Source organism: Micromonospora sp. NPDC050686 (assembly GCF_040654475.1).
Classification (GTDB): Bacteria; Actinomycetota; Actinomycetes; order Mycobacteriales; family Micromonosporaceae; genus Micromonospora.
In genome coordinates, this window is the sequence record NZ_JBFAID010000023.1 from 45,148 (window position 1) to 65,120 (window position 19,973).

Sequence of the window (19,973 nt, forward strand, 5' to 3'; positions counted from 1 at the left end):
GCCGCCACGATCCGTGCCCGACTGAGCCGCCCGGACCTCACGCAAGCGCTCGGTCATGCCGACTCCTCCCCCCGGCCGGCGCCGCCACGATCCGTGCCCGACTGAGCCGCCCGGACCTCACGCAAGCGCTCGGTCATGCCGACTCCTCCACCGGGAACGTGGCCCGCACGGCGAACCCGCCGGCCTCGGCGGCGGCGGCGTGCAGCGTGCCGCCCAGTCCGGTGACCCGTTCCCGCATGCCGCGCAGGCCCACCCCCGGGGTCACCGGCCGGGCCGGCGACGCCTGGCCGTCGTCGGTCACCGAGACGGTGAGCCGCGCCGGGGCGTACTCGATGTGGATCTCGGCGGTGGCGGAGCCGGCGTGCCGGGCCACATTGGTCAGGGCTTCCTGGACGACGCGGTACCCGGCCTGGTCGACCTCGGCGGGCAGGTCCCGGGGCTGACCGGTGACGGCCACCTGCACCGGTACGCCGGCCGCCCGAGTCCGCTCGGCGAGCTCGCCCAGCCGGGCCAGCCCGACCCGGTCCCCGTCGGCGGGTGAGCGCAGGACCTCCAGCGTGGCCCGCAGTTCCCGCATGGCGGCGCTGCTGGCCTCCTGGATCGCCAGCAGCGCGGCCGCCGGCTCGGCGGCCTGCTTGCGGGCCAGGTGCACGGCGATCCCGGCCTGCACCTTGATCACCGAGATGCTGTGGGTCAGCGAGTCGTGCAGATCCCGGGCGATGCGCAGGCGCTCCTCCCCCGCGCGGCGCAGCGCCATCTCCTCGCGGGTGCGTTCGGCCTCGACCGCCCGCTGCTCGACCTGCTCCAGGTACGCCCGGCGCTGCCGCGCGACGAGCCCGGCGACGTTGGCCGCCACGAACCAGCCCAGCAGCAGGGCGGTCCGCTCGGCGATCTGCTGGCCGGGCCGGTCGGCGGGCGCGACCGAGATGTCGCGGGCCAGGAAGCCGCCGAGGAAGACGATGCTGGCCAGGACGGGGACCGCCCGGTGCCCCCGCCAGGCGGCGACGTAGACCGCGCCGAGGACGGGGAACGCGGCGGACACCCCGGGGTGCACCCGCATGTGGACGGCCAGCATGGCGGCGGCCACCGCCACCAATGCCAGCACCGGGTGCCGCCGGCACACCCCCAGGCCCGCCGCCATGACCAGGACCAGGGCGCCGTCGATCGCCCCCGCCGGCGCGGCGTCCGGCGCGAGCGCGGCGTTGCCGAGCAGGAGGACACCGAGGGCGAGGCCGCTGAGGGCGTACGGCAGGTCGCGGCGCATGACCGCACTGTAGATCGGCGGTACGTCGGGCGACATCCTGCGACTGCGGTAGCTGCGGCGTACCACGGATGCGGTATCGGCGGCGGGGCAGGTGCCTACGGCGGCACGACGTTTTCCCGGCCGGTCGGGGCCAGCATCGAGGCCATGACATACCGCTTCTTCACGCCGCCGAGGGCATCGGCGGCGACCGGTCTCACCGCGGAGGTGTACCGGCAACTGCGGGGCGAGTTCCTCGGGCCGGTGCCCACCTTCCAGGCGCTCTCGGCGGTGCCGGAGCTGCTTGCCGCGGCGTGGGCGCTGCTGCGCGAGGCCCTGCTCGCCGGGGACGCGTCCCGGGTCGAGCGCGAGCTCGTCGCCGCGGCGGTGTCCCGGGCCAACCGCTGCCGGTTCTGCGTCGACGCGCACGTGATGCTGCTGCACGCGCTCGGCGAGCACCAACTGGCCGAGGTCATCGCCCGGGGTGGCAGGCCACCGGCGCCGCGGCACGCCGAGCTCACCGCCTGGGCCGAGGCCAGCCGCAGCCCGCGGGCCGCCGGCTGGTCCAGCCCCTACCGACCGGAGGTCACCGGCACCCTGCTCGCCTTCCACTTCATCAACCGGATCGTGTCGGCGCTGCTCGACCCGGATCTGCTGCCCGGTGGCCTGCAGCGGTCCCCGGTGGTGCGGTCCGTCGGGGGCCGGCTCTACGCCAGGGCGGCTCGGGAGCCGAAGGAGCCGGGCCGCAGCCTGTCGCTGCTCGACGCCGGCACGGTGGCGGGACCGGACTGGGCCGGGGACAGCCCGGTGGGCGTCGCGTACGCGTCGTTGCGCAACGCCGCCCTGCGGGGCGGGCACCTCCTGGGCGACGTGGCTCGGCAGACGGTCACGGCGACGGTGCGGTGGGAGGACGGGCGGCACCCGGCCCGGCCCGCGGAGTGGGCCGCCGACCTGATCCGGGACCTGCCCGGCACCGACCGGGTGGGGGCGCGGATCGCGCTGCTGGCGGCGTTCGCACCCGGCGCGATCCGCACCGGGGACGTCGCGCTGTGGCGGCTGTCCCATCCGGCCGACGCCGACATCGTGTGGCTGGTCGCGTACGGGGCGATCACGGCCACCGACCACGTCGCCCAGTCCCTGTCCCCCGCTCGTTCCTAGGAGGTCACCGTGCGCAAGGCCCTCGTCGTCGTCACCCTCGTGTCGCTCGTCGCGTTCGCCCTGCAGTTCGTCTTCGCCGCGGTGGGGGCGTTCACCAAACCCGCCAGTGAGGGCGCGTACGCGCTGCACAGCGTCACCGGGATGGCCGTCATCCCGGTGCTCATCCTGCTCACCACCCTGTTCGCCGTGCTGGCCAAGGCGCCGGGCCGGCTCATCGGCCTGGCGATCCTGCCGCTCGGCCTCGTCGTGCTGCAGGCGCTGATCGCCATGCTCGCGAACGCGTCCACCGACACCGCGGGCGCCAGTACCCCGTTCGGCCTGGCCATCGGCGGGCTGCACGCGCTCAACGGCATCATCGCGGTGCACGTCGTGGTCAGCGTCCACCAGGCGGCCCGCCGGCTGGCCGATCCGACGCCGGCCGGCGCCAGCGCGGTCGTCGGGGAACGGGAGCCGGCATGACCACCGGCTCACTGGTCGTGGCGGACCTCGTGATCGCGGTCCTGGCGACCGCCGGGTGGCTGGGCGGCGGCGCGGCCTCGGCCGCCCGGCGCCGCCGGCTCGCGCTGGGACTGGCCGTCGGCGCGCTGCTGGCCACGGTGGCCCGCGCGGTCACCATCACCGCGTTGGCCCGGGCCGGCTGGTGGTTCGCGGCGGAGAAGGTCCTCGTCGCCGCCCCGCTGTCGCTCGCCGGGGTGCTCGTCGCCGGGCCGCGGTTGCTGCGGCCGCGGGGCGACATCCGGTCCGCGGCGGTGCCGCTGCTCTTCGCCGGATACGCCGGGAGCGGCGCCCTGCTCGTGACGGTCCTGCACGGCTATCCGGTGTCGGCGGGCGCGGGACTGCTCGCGGTCGCCGGGGTCGTCACGGCCACCGCCGTCTCGTGGCGGGCCCTCGACGCGCGCCCCTCGCGAGGGTTGTCCCGGGCGGCCCTCGTGGTGGCGGTCGCGGCGCTGCTGACCGGGACCGGGCTCGCCGTCGCCCCGGGCGCCGCTCCCGCCGTACACGATCATGACTATCGGGAGGCGCGGGCCGTGGGCGAACCGACCAGGCGGTTCACCCTGACCGCCGGGACCGCCACGGTACGGGTGGGTGGCCGGGACGCCGCGGCGTGGGCGTTCAACGCCCAGGTGCCCGGGCCCGAGCTGACCGCCACCGTCGGCGACGTCCTGGCGGTGACCCTGCGCAACCGGGACATCGGGCGGGGCGTCACGCTGCACTGGCACGGGTACGACGTGCCGAACGGTCAGGACGGGGTGCCCGGCGTGACGCAGGCGGCGGTGCTGCCCGGGCAGGAGTTCGTCTACCGGTTCCGCGCCGATCAGGCCGGCACGTACTGGTACCACACCCACGCGGTGTCCGACGTCGGCGTGCGGATGGGGCTCTACGGCGTCCTGGTGGTGCGCCCGGCACCGGTGACCGGCGTCGACGTCACGGTGCCGGTGCACACCCTGGCCGGCCGCGCGTTGCCGACGCCGAGGACGGAGCCCGTCGAGGCCGGGGTGCCCGTGCGGCTGCGCCTGGTCAACACCGACAGCACGACCCACCGGTACGCCCTGGCCGGCACCCCGTTCCGGGTCGCCGCCATCGACGGATCCGACCTACGGGGCCCGACGCCGCTGGTGGACACCGCCGTGCTGATCCCGGCCGGGGGCCGCTACGACCTGGTGTTCACCGCGCCCGCCACGCCGGTGGCGTTGTTCGTCGACGGGCGGGCGGTCTGGTCCACCGGAGCCGTGTCGACGGCCACCGGTGGGTGGCCGTCGCTGGAACCGCTCAGCTACGGCGTCGCCGCTGCGGTGCCGTGGGCCCGGTTCGACAAGGAGTTCACCCTGGTTCTCGATCGCGGCCTCGACCTGCGCGGCCTGCTCCCCCGGTACGCGCACACCGTCAACGGCGCGGCCGACCCGGACATCCCGCCTCAGCTGGTACGCCGGGGCGACGTCGTCAGGTTCAGGATCGTGAACCGGTCACTGGTGGTGCACCCGTGGCATCTGCACGGCCATCATGTCCTGGTGTTGTCCCGCAACGGTGCGCCGGCGACGGGCAGCCCGCTGTGGCTGGACTCCTTCGACGTTCGCCCCGGCGACGTCTGGGAGGTGGCCTTCGCGGCCGACAACCCCGGCGTGTGGGCCAACCACTGCCACAACCTGCCCCACGCCGACGCCGGGATGACGCTGCACCTGATGTACGGGTAGGCCGCCGGTTCAGTGGCCGGCGTCGATGGGCACGTACCAGTCGCCGAGTGCCTGTCGCAGTCCGTAGAACAGGACGCTGGCCGCGATCGACGTCGCTATCCCGATCAGCAGGCCGACGTACCAGCGCTCCCGGGGGTCACGGCCGGTCGGGTCCGGTGGTGGTGTGTCGGCGGGACGCCAGGGGCGTTCCCGGGCCAGCCACCAGAGCAGTCCGAGCCCGAGCGGCACCCCGGTGAGCAGCCAGAACCAGAACCAGCGGGTGCCCCGGGCGGGGGCGGGGCCGAACACCAGCACGGTCAGGATGCTGAGCAGGAGCAGCGTCGGCAGCGCCCCCAACGGCTGTGGGGCATTGAGGACCTGCCCGCTTGGATACCGGTCGGCCGACTGCAGCGCCTGGTCGAAGGCGGCGGCCTGCGGGCCGAAGTACCGCGTCGCGTCGAAGGAATCGGGGAAGGCGGGCCCGGTGGACCCACCGTCGAACTCGGTGTGGTGCACCCGCCAGTCACCGGTACGCCAGACGAACAACGGGCCGGCCCGCCCGGTGAACCGCGGGGTCCGGGCATCGGTCCAGCCCCACCGGCCGCTGCTGTCCCACCCGTCGGTCCACTGGTAGGACACCATCCGACCAGCGGAGAGGTCCGATCGGGCCTGGGCCGTACTCGCCGCACGCGGCGCCGACCACCAACTCGACGCCGCCCAGCCGACCCACACCACCACCAGTACGATCCGCAGCACCCGCCACCACCCGCGCCAGCGAGCTGGCTCTCCCGCGCCGGTGACGTCCTGCCGCGCCACGTCCCCCGTCATGGTGGCATCGTGTCAGTACCACGCACGGCGGGGGCCGGGCGGCCGCGTCGGTCGCCCGGCCCCCGCCCGGAGTTGTCAGCTCCGCTGGCTCCACTGCTGGTTGGCGCCGCCGTGGCAGTCCCAGAGGACGATCCTCGTCCCGTTTGCGGTGCCCCAGTTGTACGCGTCGAGACACCGTCCGGACTGGACGCCGCGGATGGTGCCCGCCGTGAAGGTCCACTGCTGGCTGGCGCCGCCGGTGCAGTCCCAGATGATCACGCGGGTGCCGTTCGCGCTGCCACCGCCCTCGGCGTCCAGGCACTTGGTGCCCAACACCTGCAACTGGCGGCCGGAGGTGTAGGTCCAGCGCTGCATGCTGCCGCCCCAGCAGTCGTACAGCTGGACGAGGGTGCCGTTGGTGGTGCTGCCGTTCGGCACGTCCAGACACCGGCCGGACTGCGCGCCCACGATCGAGGTGGGCGACCCACCGGTGCCACCCGGGGTGCCGATGCTGCCGGGCACCGCCTGCAGGGCGGCGTACCAGACCGCGGCCATCTTGTCGTAGCCGTTCGCGGTGGGGTGGATGCCGTCGATCAGGTCGGCGGTCGTCACGGCGCTGTGCATGTCGACGAGATGGACGCGCTTGCCCGCGTTCACCTTGCTCTGCACGATGCCGGGGATGGCCGCGTTGAAGCCGCGCACGGCCGATTCCTGGCCGCTGTTGGCCAACGGAGTCAACTGCGCGACGAACACGTCCGCCGCGGGGGCGGTGTTCGTGATGCGGTCGATCAGGGTGGAGAGCCGGTTCGGCGCGGTGGAGACGTTGAAGTTCTGCAGGATGTCGTTGGTGCCGATGTGCAGCAGGACGGTGCGCGGCTGGTAGCTGTTGAGCCAGCCGACGATGTTGGCGTCGATCTGGTCGATGCGCCAGCCCGGGTGGCCCTCGTGGTCGTGGTCGCCGAGACTGGCGGGCCCGTTGTACTGGGATCCGACGAAATCGGTGGTGTACCGGCCGTTCGCGAGGCGCTGCCACAGGCCGATCCGGTAGCCGCCCGGCACCTGGGTGCCCTCGGTGATGGAGTCACCGAGCGGCATCACCCGCGTGCCACCGTTCGACTCCGCGCCGGCCGGGCTGGCCGGGGCGACCAGGCCGGCGACCATGACGGCCGTTGCGGCGCCCGCGGCGAGCCATCTTGCCATTGTCCGCATGACTGTTCCTCTCAGATCTCGACGGCGCGCAAGCGACCCTTGCCACCACCGCAGACCGCTCCGACCCCGTCGAATGCCGGGCTGCCGGAGGATCCGCCGATGGTGATCGAGGTCGCGGCCTGGGCCGCGCCGGTGGTCGCCCGTCACCACCGGCGCTCAGAACCGCAGCGGCCGGTGCCGCCACCGGTTCCGAACGGTCACCTGCATGTTATCGATAACATCGACATGGGTGATTAAAGCACATCCGCGTCGACCGCGCCGCATCCCGGCTTCCGCGGGCGATCTCCTGGCGGCCACGCGGAACTGCTCGCACGCGGACATCGCGACCTGCCCGAACTACCAGGCCCACTTCGCCAAGCTGGTGGAGGTCACGGGCAGCCAGGAAGCGGCGGGGCCGGCTCCGGCGGACGGCGCAACAGAAAAGGCAAGGAGACTTCTCTCTCCCTGCCACTATCAACGTATACCGCACCCGGGGGCTTGCGGCAAGACCCCTGCGCTGGCGCAGAATCGTCGGCCGAGACCACAACCTGCGGAAACGGGGAAAAGAACGTGCGTGTGATCGGGCGGTACGTGTTGGACCTTCACGATGTCGACGAGACGCAGATCGCGGTCGTCGGCGGCAAGGGCGCACACCTGGGCGGGCTGGCCCGGATCGAAGGCATCCGCGTGCCCACCGGCTTCTGCGTGACGACGGACGCCTTCCGGCGGATCATGGCGGAGGCGCCGTCGATCGACGATCGGCTCGATCAGCTGTCGCGCCTGAGCCCGGACGACCGGGACGTGGTCCGCACGCTCAGCGCGGAGATCCGCCGGACCATCGAGGCGGTCGCCATCCCCGACGACCTGGCGGCGGCGATCACCCGTGCGCTCGCTCGGTTCGGCGAGCAGGCCGCCTACGCCGTCCGATCCAGCGCGACGGCGGAGGACCTGCCGACGGCCTCCTTCGCCGGCCAGCAGGACACCTACCTCAACGTCGTGGGGGCGGCGGCGATCCTGCGGCACGTCAGCCGGTGCTGGGCGTCGCTGTTCACCGAGCGGGCCGTGACCTACCGCCAGCGCAACGGCATCGACCACCGTACGGTCCAGATGGCCGTGGTCGTACAGCAGATGGTCTTTCCAGACGCGGCCGGCGTGCTGTTCACGGCCGATCCCGTCACCGGCAACCGGAAGGTCGCCACCGTGGAGGCCAGCTTCGGCCTCGGCGAGGCCCTGGTCGCCGGCCTGGTGAACCCGGACGTCTTCACGGTGCGCGACGGCGGGATCGTCGCCAGGGCGGTGGCCGCCAAGCAGCGTGCCGTGCGCGCCCTGCCGGCCGGCGGTACGCAGGAGGTGACGATTGACCCGCAGCGGCAGGAGCAGCCGGCGCTGACCGACGCGCAGGTCGTACGGCTCGGACAGCTCGGCCGGCGGATCGAGGCGCACTTCGGCCGCCCGCAGGACGTCGAATGGTGCCTGGTCGACGACGACTTCCAGATCGTCCAGAGCCGGCCGATCACCACGCTGTTCCCCGTTCCCGCGGCGCGCGACGCGGAGAACCACGTCTACCTGTCGGTCGGCCACCAGCAGATGATGACCGACCCCATGCGGCCGCTGGGCATCTCGGTATGGCAACTGACTGCCATGGCGCCGATGCACGAGGCCGGCGGGCGGCTGTTCGTCGACGCCACCCCGGGCCTGGCCTCGCCCGCGAGCCGCGCCGGCCTGCTGGACCTGATCGGGAGATCCGATCCGCTGACCAGGGACGCGCTGGACACCGTCCTCGACCGCGACGACTTCGTCCCGTCGCTGCCGGACGCGGGCCCCGGCGGGCCACCGGCCGGCGGCCGGCCGGCCCCGATCGAGACCGATCCGGGCATCGTCACCGAGCTGATCGGGCGCAGCGAGGCGTCCCTCGCCGCCCTGCGGCGCGACATCCGCACGAGGACCGGACCGGCCCTGTTCGACTTCCTGCTGGCGGCCTTCGACGAGCACAAGCGACTCCTCAGCGACCCGCTGAGCATCCAGGCGATCATGGCGGGCATGGAGGCCACCTGGTGGCTCAACGACCGGCTGCGCGAGTGGCTGGGCGAGAAGAATGCGGCCGACACGCTCACCCTGTCCGCCCCCCACAACGTCGCCTCGGAGATGGGACTGGCGCTGCTCGACGTCGCCGACGTGATCCGTCCGCACCCGGAGGTGGTGGCGTTCCTGCGCGACGTCGAGGACGAGGGCTTCCTGGACGAGCTGCCGAAGCTCGCGGGCGGGACCGAGGCGCGCGACGCCATCGAGTCCTACCTCGACCGATACGGCATGCGCTGCGTTGGCGAGATCGACATCACGAGGCCGCGCTGGAGCGAACGCCCCAGCACGCTCGTACCGCTGATCCTCGACAACGTCCGGAACTTCGAGCCGGGCGCCGCCGGGCGGCGCTTCGAGCACGGGCGGCAGGAGGCGCGGAAGAAGGAACAGGACGTGCTCTCCCGCTTGCGGGCCCTGCCCGACGGAGCGCAGAAGGCCGACGAGACCAAGCGGATGATCGACCGGATCCGGACCTTCATCGGCTACCGGGAATACCCGAAGTACGGCATCGTCAGCCGCTACTTCGTCTACAAGCAGGCCCTGCTGGCAGAGGCCGAGCGCCTCGTGCGGGCCGACGTGCTCGCGGAGAAGGAGGACATCTACTACCTCACGTTCCAGGAGCTGCACGACGTCGCGCGCTCCAGCCGGGTCGACGACCGGCTCATCCAGCAGCGCAAGGACGCTTTCCGGTCGTACCACGCGCTCACGCCGCCCCGGGTGCTCACCTCTGACGGCGAGGCCGTCACCGGCGCGTACCGGCGCGACGACGTGCCGGCCGGCGCCCTGGTCGGCCTGCCGGTCTCCGCCGGGACCGTCGAGGGGCGGGCCCGCGTCATCCTCGACCTGGCGGAGGCCGACCTGGAGGCGGGCGACATCCTGGTCACGGCCTACACCGATCCGAGCTGGTCGCCGCTGTTCGTCGCGGTCGCGGGTCTGGTGACGGAGGTGGGCGGCCTGATGACCCATGGCGCGGTGATCGCCCGGGAGTACGGCCTGCCTGCGGTCGTCGGCGTGGTGGACGCTACCCGGCTCATCCGGGACGGGCAGCGGATCCGCGTGCACGGAACCGATGGGTACGTCGAGATCCTGCCCTGACCGACGCCGGATCGGAGCTTGCCATCGCATCGGCTCCTGGCTATGTTATCGATCACGGGGAGTGTTGCTGCGGGAGCAGCTCGCCGATCGCCGCGGACGCCTCGGGCAGCGTTCGCGCACCACGTCTCCGGCCGCGCCGTCAGGCGGCTCACGGCCTCGGCGTGACCGTCGCACCATCGGCCTTGCGGGCCGCCGTCGGCAGCACCATCCGGCGACTGGAGGACCATCGGGCTGGACGGGCCGGACCGGGTGGACGTGCGACGACCTCGCCAGCACGGCGAGGAGTCTCCGGATGAGTTCGCGGCATGCCTCGAACGACGCCCGGCGGCGACCCACACTTCGGACAGCCGATCGACAAGGCCAAAGTATCGGGGAGTATCTATTACATGAACGCCCGGTCCACTGACGCTCGACCAACCGGCGAGATCGCCACCCCCGGCGAGGACTCCGCCGTCCGGGAACCCGGTGGGCGGGGCAGGTGGCGCTGGCCCCGTCCCGAATGGACCTGGGCGACCCTGGCTGGCCTGCTGCTGGCGGTGGTGCTGACCTGGCCGACCCTGCGGCACCCGGCGAGCACGATCCCCGGCGACCTCGGCGACCCGACGTTGCAGGCGTGGCAGATCGCCTGGTCGGGGCATGCCCTGCTCAGCGACCCGGCCGGCCTCTGGCACTCGAACACGTTCTATCCCGAGCGGTACACGTACGCCTACAGCGACACCCTGCTCGGGTACGCCCCGCTCGGGATGCTCGGGTCCGGCTTCGAGGCGGCCGTGGTCCGGTACAACGTGGCGTACGTGCTGCTGCACGCGCTGGCGTTCGTCGGGGCGTACGCGCTGGCCCGGCAGCTCGGCGCGGGCCGGTGGGGCGGGGCGGTCGCCGGGGTCGCGTGGGCGTACGGGCCGTGGCGGTTGGCGCACGCCGGTCATCTGAACATCCTGTCCAGCGGGGGGATCGCGCTGTCCATGGCGATGCTGGCCCGCGGGCACGGCTGGTCGCTGCGCCACGGATACCGGCCGGAGCGACGACGGCCCGGCTGGGCGGTGGCCGGGTGGCTCGTCGCCGCCTGGCAGGTCGCCCTCGGCTTCGGCATCGGGCTGCCGCTGGTGTATTTCCTGCTGGCCGCGGCGCTGCTGGCGGCCGGCTGCTACGGCTGGTCCTGGTGGCGGAGGCGGGAGCGCCCGCCGTTCGGCCGGCGGCTGCTGCTCGCGGATCTGGTCGGCGGAGCCGCGTTCGGCGCGGTGACGCTGCTGCTCGGCCTGGTCTACCTGCGCGTCGTCGACCTCAATCCGCAGGCTGTGCGGACGCTGGACTGGACGAAGATGTTCTCCCCGCCGCTGATCGGGTTCGTCACCGCGCCGGCGGACTCGTGGTTGTGGGGCGAGCGGCACGCCGCCGCCCGCGAACAGCTGTCCTGGCCGCCGGAGATGGCGCTGCTGCCGGGGATGACACTGATCGGACTGGCCGCGGCGGGGCTGATCGTCTCGGTGTACCCGCTCCGGCACCGGGTCGCGCTGGGGCTCGGCGTGCTCGGCACGGTGCTGCTGGGTTTGGGCGCCACCCTCGGCGGTGACGGGGATCCCGGCTATCTGACCCTGTCCACCCACCTGCCGGGCTGGGACGCGTTGCGCACGCCGGGGCGGATGATGCACTGGACCAGCCTGCTGCTGGCGGTGCTGGCCGCCGGACTGGTGACGGCGCTGGCCGAGTCGTCGGGTCAGCCCACGACCCGCCGCCGGAGTCGGGTCCTCACGTCGGTGATCCTGCTGGTGCCGCTGGCCCTGGTCACCCTGGAGGGTGTCAACCGGACACCCCACCCGGTCGTGCCCCGGCCACCGGCCGCGATGCGGACGGCGCAGGAGCCGATCCTGATGCTGCCCGCCGGCGGGGCGGGCGACCTGACGTACATGTTGTGGACGACCGACGGATTCCCGCGGGTGACCAACGGTCTGGCCGGGTTCGAGCCGGCCAGCCAGGCACAGACCCGGGCGGCGGTGGCATCGTTCCCCGACCCGGGCAGCGTGGCGTACCTGCGCGGGATCGGGGTGCGGTCGGTGGTGGCCGTGCCGAGCAGCGCCGCGGGGACGCCGTGGGAGGGCATCGAAGCGCGGCCCGTCGACGGGCTGGGCATCACCCGGGAGGAACTCGATGGCGTGCTGGTCTACCACCTCTGAGGGGCATGCCGGACGGCCCGGCGGCGAATGCCCGGGCCCGGGCCGGGCAGGGTGACGACGATGCGGCTGTCCGTGGTGGTGCCCTGCTTCAACGAGGAGGCGTCGGTCGAGCGGTTGCACCAGACCGTGCGCGACGCGCTCGCCGAACTGACCGATGTGGACATCGAGGTGGTGTACGTCGACGACGGCAGTGAGGACGGCACCCTCGCGGCGCTGCGCCGGCTCGCCGCCGCCGACCCGGTCGTCTGCTACACGTCGCTGAGCCGCAACTTCGGCAAGGAGGCGGCGATGCTCGCCGGCCTGGAGCGGGCCACCGGCGACGCGGTCGTCATCATGGACGCCGACCTGCAGCACCCGCCGCGACTGCTGCCCGAGATGGTGGCGTTGTACCGGCAGGGCTTCGACCAGGTGATCGCCCGCCGCGACCGGCGCGGTGACCGGTTCGTTCGGATGGTCGCCTCGCGGTCCTTCTACCGCGTGGTCAACTGGTGGATCGACGTGCGGCTGCTGGACGGGGCGGGTGACTTCCGGCTGCTGTCCCGGCTCGCGGTCGACGCGGTGCTGGCCATGCCGGAGTACAACCGGTTCTCCAAGGGACTGTTCTCTTGGATCGGCTTCCGGACGGCGGTGGTGGCCCACCACAACGAGACCCGGCAGGCGGGGCGGAGCCGGTGGACGTTCAGCAAGCTCTTCAACTACGCGTTCGACGGCCTGCTGTCGTTCAACAACCGGCCGCTGCGCCTGGCGATCTACGGCGGCCTGTTCCTCACCCTGATCGCAGTGGCCTACATGACCTGGGTGGTCGCAGACGCCATCGAGAAGGGCATCGACGTTCCCGGTTACACCACCATCATCGTCAGCGTGATCGGGCTCGGCGGCATCCAGATGATGATCCTGGGGGTGATCGGGGAGTACATCGGCCGGATCTATTACGAGACCAAGCGCCGGCCGCACTACCTGGTGCAGGAGACCGAGCACCTGGTCACGGAGGCCGGCGGCGTGCCACGTCTGCCGGCCCGGCCCGCGGCGCGGTCGACCGAACGCGGCCAGCGGGCGGCGCCGGCCCGGGAGAACCCGACCCGACGCCGCTCACCACGGCGGGCCGCCGAGGACTCGATGACCGGCGACACCGGCTGACCGTGACCGGCTATCCCGCCAGGCAGTCGCGCACCGCCGCGCTGAGCAGGTTGGCCCGCTCGTCGTCGATGCCGCCCATCTGGTTCACCACGTAGCCGAAGCCGACCTGGTGGGTGTCGTCGGCGAAGGCCAGGTGCCCGCCCGCGCCGTCGTGGCCGAAGCTGCGCTCACCGACCATCGGGCGCGGCACCGAGTGCACCAGGAATCCGGTGCCCCACCGGTGGCCGGCGTCCGGATGCCCGTACACCTGCTGGCCGGCGGCGCGAACGGTGATGGCGTCGTCGACGGACGCGGTGCTGAGCAGTCGCGGCCCGCCGACCTCGGAGACGCAGGCGGCGTAGAGGCGGGCCAGGCTCTCGGCGGTGCTGACCGCGCCCGCGCCCGGGATCTGGGCGGCCTGGATGGCCGGGTCGTTGAAGCTGACCAGGCCGTTCTCGTCGGCCGGGAAGGCGAAGGCGCCGCCCATGGTGATGCCGCGCTCGGCGACCGGATGGCTGGCTGGGCCGGGGTCGCCGATCGGGGCCAGCATCCAGGCGACCGCGTCGCGCTCGGCGGCCGGCAGGCCGACCCAGGTGCGCAGGCCGAGCGGCTCGCCGAGGGTCCGGGCGAAGTAGGCGCCGGGCAGCTCACCGGTGATCCGGCGGATCACCTCACCGATCAGCCAGCCGTAGGTGATCGGGTGGTAGCTGTGCGCCGTACCGGGTTGCCACAGCGGGGTCTGCGCCTCGATCGCCTCGATCACCGGGTCCCAGGCGAGCACTTCCTCGCGGGTGAACGGCTTGTCCAGCGCCGGCAGACCGGACTGGTGGGTGAGCAGCCAGCGCACCGGGATCTCCGCCTTGCCGTGCTGGCCGAACTCGGGCCAGTAGCGGGTGACCGGCGCGTCCAGGTCGAGCTGGCCGTGCCGCACCAGTTGGTACGCGCAGATCGCCATGATCCCCTTGGTGACGGAGAAGACGACCGCGGGCGTCTGCGCGGTCCAGGGCCGGCCGGATCGCGGATCGGCCAGCCCGCCGTACAGGTCGACGACCTTACGGCCGGCGACGTAGACGGCGACCGCGGCGCCCACCTCTCCCCGGCTGGCGAAGTTGCCCCGGAACACGTCGGCGACCCGGCCGAAGCCCTCGTCGGCGTGCCCGTGGATCTGCGGGTCGGTCAACTCGTCATCCCTTCACGGACCCCTGCAACAGGGCCTTGATGAACTGCCGCTGGAAGATCACGAACACGATGAGGGTCGGGGTCAGGATCAGCAGCGATCCCGCGCAGAGCAACACCAGGTCGGTCCCCCACTGTCCCTGGAAGGCGCCGAGCGCGCCGGCCATCGTCCGCTTGGTGGCGTCGTCGACGAGGACGATGGCCAGCAGGAACTGGTTCCAGGTCCAGAGGAACAGCAGGATGGTCAGCGACGCGACGGCCGGTCGGGCCAGCGGCACGTGCACCCGCCAGAACAGTTGCCAGGTGTTGCTGCCGTCGACCCGCGCCGCCTCGGACAGCTCGCGCGGCACGTTGATGAAGTGCGCCCGCATCCAGAACACCGCGAACGGCATGTACAGGCCGATCAAGGGCAGGATGATCGCCCACCGGGTGTTGAGCAGACCCAGGTCCCGGATCTGGTAGTACAGCGGGGTGACCACCGCCTCGAAGGGCAGGGTCAGGCCGAGCAGCAGCAGCCCGAAGGCGATGTGCCCGCCGGGCACCCGCAGGTGGCCGAGCCCGAAGCCGGCCATGGTCGCGATGACCACGGCGAACGGCACCACCCCGGCCACGATCAGCATGCTCGACTTCAGCAGGGCGCCCATGTTCGCGGCGGTGAAGGCGTCGACGAAGTTGCCCCACTGCGGATCCGACGGCCAGGCCAGCCCGGTGGGCACGGTGCCGCGCGGCTGCAGGGCCGCCGACAGCATGCTGAGGAACGGCAGCAGGGTGACGACGACCAGCGCGATCAGGAAGATCCGTCCGGTCAGCCGCTCACTGCGACTGGTCAGGTTCATGGCTTCTCCCCCCGGGTGAGCCGTTGGATCGGCAGCACGCACACCAGGACCAGCACCATCAACACCACACCCAGGGCGGAGGCGAGCCCGACCTGCCGCTGGGAGAAGGCGAGCCGGTAGATCTCCAGGCCCGGCACGGTCGTCTGGATGCCCGGGCCGCCGCTGGTGGAGATGTAGACGATGTCGAAGCTGGCCAGGGCCGCGATGACGGTCACGGTGAGGCAGATGCCGATCTCCTGGCGCAGGCTGGGCAGGGTCACCGCGAAGAACTCCCGGATCGAGCCGGCGCCGTCCATCCGGGCGGCCTCGTAGAGCGACGGATCGATCTTGCTCATGCCGGTGATCAGCAGGATCGTGCAGAGGCCGAGCATGACCCAGGCACCGATCACGCCCACCGCCGGCAACGCGGTGTTGAACTCACCGAGCCAGGGCCGGGTGATCGCCTCCAGTCCGACGGCCCGCAGCACCTGGTTGACCAGACCGCTGCTGGACATCACCCAGCTCCAGGCGATGCCGGCCGCCACCAGGGGAATCACCTGGGGCAGGAAGAGCACGGTACGGACCATCGTGCCGGCCGGGCCGACGGCGATCCGCCGTACCAGGCTGGCCACCACCAGGCCCAGCACGACCGGAATGAAGCTGAAGAAGATGATCAGGATGAACGCGTTCGAAATGATCTTCAGCAGGTCCCGGTCGGTGAAGACGGTCGCGTAGTTGTCCAGCCCGACCCATCGGGCCGCCCCGATGCCGTTCCAGCGGTACAGCGAGTACTGCACGGTGAGCACGAGCGGGCGCAGCACGAAGAACCCGTACATGAGCAGCGCGGGCAGGACCCACAGCCAGCCGATCCACCGGGCCGTGCGGCCCCACCGCTTCCGGTGAGGCCGCACGGGTGATCCAGGATTCCCCCGGCCGGGTCGGGACGCGATGCCCGACCCGGCGGAAGCGCCGCCAAGGGCAGACGTCATCGGGACAGTTCCTTCTCGTACTCGGCCTGGACCGCCTTCACGTACCCCTCGGGGGTCTGCTGGCCGGCGATCAGCTTCTGCATCTCGGGCGTGATGGCCGAGGCGAAGATGCCGCCCGTCGCGTTCGCGGTGAAGTCGACCGCGCCGTTGTCGGCGCCGAGCTGCTGCGAGGCCTTCAGGGTCTCGGCCAGCACGGTGCCCTCGCCCACCGACGGCAGGGGCAGGTCGGCCGGACCGCCCGGGTGCGAACCGCCGACGTTCACCGAGATCTCCCGGGCCTTGTCGTTGGTGTGCACCCAGTTGAGGAAGAAGGCGGCGGCGTCGGCGTTCTTGGCCTTGGCGCCGACGCCGAAGGTGTTCGGAGCCGACATCGCCACGTGCTTGGCCTCGGCGGTCTCACCCGGGAAGAGGAAGAAGCCGATCTTGCCGGCCATGTTCTTGTCCAGGTTCGCCGACTCCCAGTCGCCGTTGAACATGAACAGGCCGTTGCCCTTCCCGAACTCGCCCATCATCGCGGTGTAGTCGATCGCGTTGGCGTCCTTCGGGAAGTAGCCGGCCTTGGCCCACTTCTGGATGGTCTGGGTGGCCTTCAGCGCGGCCGGGGTGTCGAAGGTGGCGCCCGGCTTCTGGAAGATCCAGTCGGCGATCTGGGCCGGGTCGCCGTACTGGTTCTGCAGCGCCTGGTGCGGGAAGTTGATGCCGGCGGTGTTCTTGTTGAACTGCATGATCGGCTGCAGGTTGGCCGCCTTGGCCTTGGCCAGCAGCTCCTCGAACTCGGCGATGGTGGTCGGCGGCTGGGTCATGCCGATCTTCGCGGCCTGCTCCTTGTTGTAGAACACGCCGGTCACGCTGTAGCCCAGGCCCATGCCGTACAGGGAGCCGGTGCCGCGCACCCCGCCGCCCTCGGCGATCCGCAGCTGGACCAGCTGCGAGGCGGGGAACTTGTCCCAACCGTACGCGTCGAAGTACGGGTCCATGTTCTTCAGCAGCCCGTCCTTGACCAGGTCGACCATGGTGGGCAGCCGGATGATGTCGGGCGCGTTGTCCGAGGCGAGCACCCGTGGCGCGTTCTCCACGATGACGGTGAACTGGTCCTCGCGGACATTGAACTTGACGTTCGGGTGCTGCTTGGTGAACTCGTCGGCGAGCGCCTTGGCCAGCGGGAAGCCGGTCTCGGCGTACATTTCCAGGGTGATCTGCGCAGACCCCAGCTCCGTGCTGACCTTGGCGTCGGAGCCACCCGATGTCGTCTGCTCCTCGCCGGGCGGGCTACAGGCGGTGATGGTCAGGCCGGCGGCGAGCAGTGGCACCAGCACTGCGAACCGACGGCGGGTGATCTTCGAGAACTCCGGCACGTCAATGGCTCCCTCTGACTAGATCCGCGCGCCCCGGCCGTCGACGGCGGCGGTGGCCGGAGCCACGCGCCCGGCCGCCGGCCGCCACGTGTCGCACGTCGCGCGCCGATTCCCGGCCCGCGGTACCCGATATGGCGTAGGAGGCCGCGGTGGCGCCCTCCGAAGCAGCGGAACAGCTTCGCTAAACTGATTTAGCAGAGCATGCGCGTACGACCTGAGACTGTCAAGCAGCAGTTGGCAACGGTCCGGAAACGGCGCGTTCACGAGACGGTCTCCGCAGGCCGGGACCGGAGACCGGTGACGGACACCGCGACCGGACGCATCATGATGGGCAGCAGCGGCGGACGCATCGCCCGGGATCGGAGGACTGATGGGCAGCAACCGAGCAACCCTGGCCGATGTCGCCAAACGGGCCGGGCTGTCCAAGACGGCCGCGTCGATGGTGCTCAACGGCCGGGAGGGCACCCGGCTCTCCGCGGAGGCACACCAACGGGTCTTCGCGGCGGCCGAGGAACTCGGTTATCGCCCCAACGTGGCCGCGCGGAGCCTGCGTACCCGCAAGACCGCCACCATCGCGTTCGTCTCCGACATCGTCGCCACCACCCGTTTCGCCGGCGGCCTGATCCGGGGCGCGCTGGACGCGGCCCGCGAGCGCGATCACGTCCTGCTCATCACCGAGACCCAGGGCGACGCGGCGTTCGAGCAGTACGCGATCGAGGCGATCCTCGACCGCCAGGTCGACGGCGTGATCTACGCGGCCATGGCGACCCGCCGGCTGACGGTCCCGCCGGCGATCCTCGGCGGCCGGGTCGTGCTGCTCAACGCCACCAGCGCAGAGCAACTGCCACGGGTGCTGCCGGACGACGAACGGGCCGGCGTCACGGTCGCCGAGACGCTGCTCGCGCACGGCCACCGGGACCGGATCGCCCTGATCGGCCGCAACCGGGAGAAGGAACGCGACCCCGAGATCTCCCTGGCCGCCGCGGCCCGGCTGCGCGGCATCCGGGGAACCCTCGCCGACTCCGACGTCCAGTTGTCGACCGAGGGATTCTGCACCGAGTGGCAGCCGGAGAACGGCTACACCGCGACCCGGGCGCTCCTGCGGCGGCCGGAACGGCCGAGCGCCATCATCTGCATGAACGACCGGCTCGCCCTCGGCGCCTACCAGGCGCTCGGCGAGGCCGGCCTGACCATCCCGGACGACATCTCGGTGATCTCCTTCGACGACGATCCGATCGCCACCTGGCTGCGTCCGAAGCTCTCCACCGCCGCGCTGCCGCACGAGCAGATGGGACGGCGGGCGGTCGAGTTGCTGCTGGACGGCGACGATCACGAGCCGTCGTACGTGCCGATGCCGTTGCGCCGCCGCCGCTCCGTCGCCGCCCCGGCCAGCTGACCCCCGCACCGCTCCTCCTGGCACCCGTCCGTCCGTGCGCTCTCAGGTCACCGCCCGTAAGGCGTCCTAGGATCCTCGGTGGGTGGCCCGAGCGTGCTCTGGCCGCTAAACCGATTTACTGGTAGCTTTCCCGCCATGTTACGTCTGCCCGACCACTGGGTGTGGGACAGCTGGTACGCCCAGGACGACGACGGTTCGTGGCACGTGTTCTTTCTGCGTGCCTCCCGGGCCCTGCTGGACCCGCACCGCCGTCACCGGCGCGCCTCGATCGGCCACGCCGTCTCCACCGACCTCCGCTCGTGGCGGCTCGTCGCCGATGCCCTCGTACCCGCGGACTCTCCCGGCTGGGACGACCTGGCCACCTGGACCGGCTGCACGGTCCGCGGCCCGGACGGGCGGTGGTACCTGTTCTACACCGGCGTCGGCCGGGCGGATGACGGACTGGTCCAGCGCATCGGTCTGGCCGTCTCCGACGACCTGATCACCTGGCGGCGGCACGGCGACGGTCTGATCGTCGAGGCCGACCCCACCTGGTACGAGGTGCTCGACCGCGAGATGTGGTACGAGCAGGCCTGGCGCGATCCCTGGGTCTTCCCCGATCCCGACGGCAACGGCTGGCACATGCTCATCACCGCCCGCGCCAACCAGGGACCGGCCGACGAGCGGGGCGTCATCGGCCACGCCACCTCGCCGGACCTGCTCACCTGGACCGTCCAGCCGCCGCTGTCCGCGCCGGCCGGGTTCGGTCACCTCGAGGTGCCGCAGGTCGCCGTGGTGGACGGGCAGCCGCTGCTGCTGTTCTGCACCAACGCCATCGCCGCCGGCCGAGAGTCCACGCACCAGGTCTGGGTGGTGAGCTCGCCGACCGTCCAGGGTCCCTGGGACGTGGCGTCGGCGCAGCCGGTGGCACAGCCGAACCTCTACGCGCCGCGGCTGGTCTCCGGCGCCGACGGCTGGTCCCTGATCGGTTTCGTCGATCACGTCGACGGCGAGTTCGTCGGTGAGCTCAGCGACCCGATGCCCGTCCGCTACGACAGCACCGCCGGTCTGGTCACCCGGGCGACGGTTCCCGCCGCCGTCGCCTGACCCGCGGGCAACAGCCGGGCCGGTTGCCCAGCCCGCCCGATGGTGCGGCGGGACCGGCCGGTCATCGCTCGTGCTGGTCGCCGGTGGCTGGCGGGTCAGCCCCTCGCCGCCGGCGTCCGGCCGAGCCGTTC

Annotated in this window: 16 protein-coding genes; 9 read left to right on the top strand and 7 right to left on the bottom strand. The window is 72.0% G+C overall.

Annotated features, from left to right (window positions below; genetic code table 11):
• Positions 1-133: 133 nt before the first annotated feature.
• A complete protein-coding gene (locus tag AB0H57_RS17210; protein ID WP_357507415.1) occupies positions 134-1,264 on the bottom strand; it encodes a histidine kinase in 1,131 nt (376 codons plus the stop codon).
• Between the two features lie 144 nt (positions 1,265-1,408).
• On the opposite strand from AB0H57_RS17210, the gene AB0H57_RS17215 reads away from it, so the two are divergent.
• Genes AB0H57_RS17215 through AB0H57_RS17225 form a run of 3 tightly spaced genes read left to right on the top strand, consistent with a single transcriptional unit; the run spans position 1,409 to position 4,590 of the window.
• Positions 1,409-2,398 (top strand): carboxymuconolactone decarboxylase family protein, encoded by a 990-nt coding sequence (locus tag AB0H57_RS17215; protein WP_357507417.1) that lies wholly within the window; start codon positions 1,409-1,411, stop codon positions 2,396-2,398.
• Between the two features lie 9 nt (positions 2,399-2,407).
• A complete protein-coding gene (locus AB0H57_RS17220) occupies positions 2,408-2,857 on the top strand; it encodes a DUF6220 domain-containing protein (RefSeq protein ID WP_357507419.1) in 450 nt (149 codons plus the stop codon).
• On the top strand, positions 2,854-4,590 hold the full coding sequence (locus tag AB0H57_RS17225) for a multicopper oxidase family protein (protein ID WP_357507421.1): 1,737 nt from the start codon (positions 2,854-2,856) through the stop codon (positions 4,588-4,590). Before AB0H57_RS17220 ends, AB0H57_RS17225 begins: the two co-directional genes overlap by 4 nt.
• A 9-nt stretch (positions 4,591-4,599) precedes the next feature.
• Here AB0H57_RS17225 and AB0H57_RS17230 read toward each other — a convergent pair whose 3' ends face one another.
• Entirely contained in the window at positions 4,600-5,397 is a 798-nt protein-coding gene (locus AB0H57_RS17230; protein ID WP_357507423.1) for a hypothetical protein, read from the bottom strand.
• A 75-nt stretch (positions 5,398-5,472) separates the two neighbouring features.
• Positions 5,473-6,585 carry an RICIN domain-containing protein gene (locus AB0H57_RS17235; protein ID WP_357507425.1) on the bottom strand — a complete coding sequence of 371 codons (1,113 nt, stop codon included), beginning with the start codon at positions 6,583-6,585 and terminating at the stop codon, positions 5,473-5,475.
• A gap of 99 nt (positions 6,586-6,684) precedes the next feature.
• On the opposite strand from AB0H57_RS17235, the gene AB0H57_RS17240 reads away from it, so the two are divergent.
• From AB0H57_RS17240 to AB0H57_RS17255, 4 genes are all read left to right on the top strand, one after another.
• Positions 6,685-6,822: a hypothetical protein gene (locus tag AB0H57_RS17240; RefSeq protein WP_357507427.1), complete on the top strand. Its 138-nt coding sequence runs from the start codon at positions 6,685-6,687 to the stop codon at positions 6,820-6,822.
• A 318-nt stretch (positions 6,823-7,140) separates the two neighbouring features.
• Positions 7,141-9,738, top strand: a complete 2,598-nt coding sequence (rph, locus tag AB0H57_RS17245) for a rifamycin-inactivating phosphotransferase (protein WP_357507489.1) — start codon at positions 7,141-7,143, stop codon at positions 9,736-9,738.
• 386 nt (positions 9,739-10,124) lie between these two features.
• Positions 10,125-11,909, top strand: a complete 1,785-nt coding sequence (locus AB0H57_RS17250; protein WP_357507429.1) for a hypothetical protein — start codon at positions 10,125-10,127, stop codon at positions 11,907-11,909.
• Positions 11,910-11,960: 51 nt separating this feature from the next.
• Positions 11,961-13,046 carry a glycosyltransferase family 2 protein gene (locus AB0H57_RS17255; RefSeq protein ID WP_357507431.1) on the top strand — a complete coding sequence of 362 codons (1,086 nt, stop codon included), beginning with the start codon at positions 11,961-11,963 and terminating at the stop codon, positions 13,044-13,046.
• 10 nt (positions 13,047-13,056) lie between these two features.
• Here AB0H57_RS17255 and AB0H57_RS17260 read toward each other — a convergent pair whose 3' ends face one another.
• From AB0H57_RS17260 to AB0H57_RS17275, 4 genes are all read right to left on the bottom strand, one after another.
• The gene (locus AB0H57_RS17260; protein ID WP_357507433.1) at positions 13,057-14,205 is read right to left on the bottom strand and encodes a serine hydrolase domain-containing protein; all 1,149 of its coding nucleotides are present in this window, start codon (positions 14,203-14,205) and stop codon (positions 13,057-13,059) included.
• A 4-nt stretch (positions 14,206-14,209) separates the two neighbouring features.
• Positions 14,210-15,037: a carbohydrate ABC transporter permease gene (locus AB0H57_RS17265; RefSeq protein WP_357507435.1), complete on the bottom strand. Its 828-nt coding sequence runs from the start codon at positions 15,035-15,037 to the stop codon at positions 14,210-14,212.
• Positions 15,034-15,927, bottom strand: coding sequence for a sugar ABC transporter permease (locus tag AB0H57_RS17270; RefSeq protein WP_357507437.1), 894 nt, complete (start codon positions 15,925-15,927; stop codon positions 15,034-15,036). Before AB0H57_RS17270 ends, AB0H57_RS17265 begins: the two co-directional genes overlap by 4 nt.
• 74 nt (positions 15,928-16,001) lie before the next feature.
• Positions 16,002-17,360 carry an extracellular solute-binding protein gene (locus tag AB0H57_RS17275; protein ID WP_357507439.1) on the bottom strand — a complete coding sequence of 453 codons (1,359 nt, stop codon included), beginning with the start codon at positions 17,358-17,360 and terminating at the stop codon, positions 16,002-16,004.
• Positions 17,361-17,730: 370 nt separating this feature from the next.
• Between AB0H57_RS17275 and AB0H57_RS17280 the strand changes: the two genes are divergently transcribed.
• On the top strand, positions 17,731-18,756 hold the full coding sequence (locus AB0H57_RS17280) for a LacI family DNA-binding transcriptional regulator (protein ID WP_357507441.1): 1,026 nt from the start codon (positions 17,731-17,733) through the stop codon (positions 18,754-18,756).
• Between the two features lie 135 nt (positions 18,757-18,891).
• The gene (locus tag AB0H57_RS17285; protein ID WP_357507443.1) at positions 18,892-19,842 is read left to right on the top strand and encodes a family 43 glycosylhydrolase; all 951 of its coding nucleotides are present in this window, start codon (positions 18,892-18,894) and stop codon (positions 19,840-19,842) included.
• Positions 19,843-19,973 lie beyond the last annotated feature (131 nt).

Excerpts from the sequence above, each read along its gene's own strand:
- AB0H57_RS17215 (WP_357507417.1), top strand. The coding sequence starts at position 1,409 with ATGACATACCGCTTCTTCACGCCGCCGAGGGCATCGGCGGCGACCGGT.
- AB0H57_RS17240 (WP_357507427.1), top strand. The coding sequence starts at position 6,685 with ATGGTGATCGAGGTCGCGGCCTGGGCCGCGCCGGTGGTCGCCCGTCAC.
- AB0H57_RS17280 (WP_357507441.1), top strand. The coding sequence starts at position 17,731 with ATGGGCAGCAACCGAGCAACCCTGGCCGATGTCGCCAAACGGGCCGGG.
- AB0H57_RS17285 (WP_357507443.1), top strand. The coding sequence starts at position 18,892 with ATGTTACGTCTGCCCGACCACTGGGTGTGGGACAGCTGGTACGCCCAG.
- AB0H57_RS17265 (WP_357507435.1), bottom strand. The coding sequence starts at position 15,037 with ATGAACCTGACCAGTCGCAGTGAGCGGCTGACCGGACGGATCTTCCTG.
- AB0H57_RS17235 (WP_357507425.1), bottom strand. The coding sequence starts at position 6,585 with ATGCGGACAATGGCAAGATGGCTCGCCGCGGGCGCCGCAACGGCCGTC.
- AB0H57_RS17230 (WP_357507423.1), bottom strand. The coding sequence starts at position 5,397 with ATGACGGGGGACGTGGCGCGGCAGGACGTCACCGGCGCGGGAGAGCCA.
- AB0H57_RS17250 (WP_357507429.1), top strand. The coding sequence starts at position 10,125 with ATGAACGCCCGGTCCACTGACGCTCGACCAACCGGCGAGATCGCCACC.
- AB0H57_RS17210 (WP_357507415.1), bottom strand. The coding sequence starts at position 1,264 with ATGCGCCGCGACCTGCCGTACGCCCTCAGCGGCCTCGCCCTCGGTGTC.
- AB0H57_RS17225 (WP_357507421.1), top strand. The coding sequence starts at position 2,854 with ATGACCACCGGCTCACTGGTCGTGGCGGACCTCGTGATCGCGGTCCTG.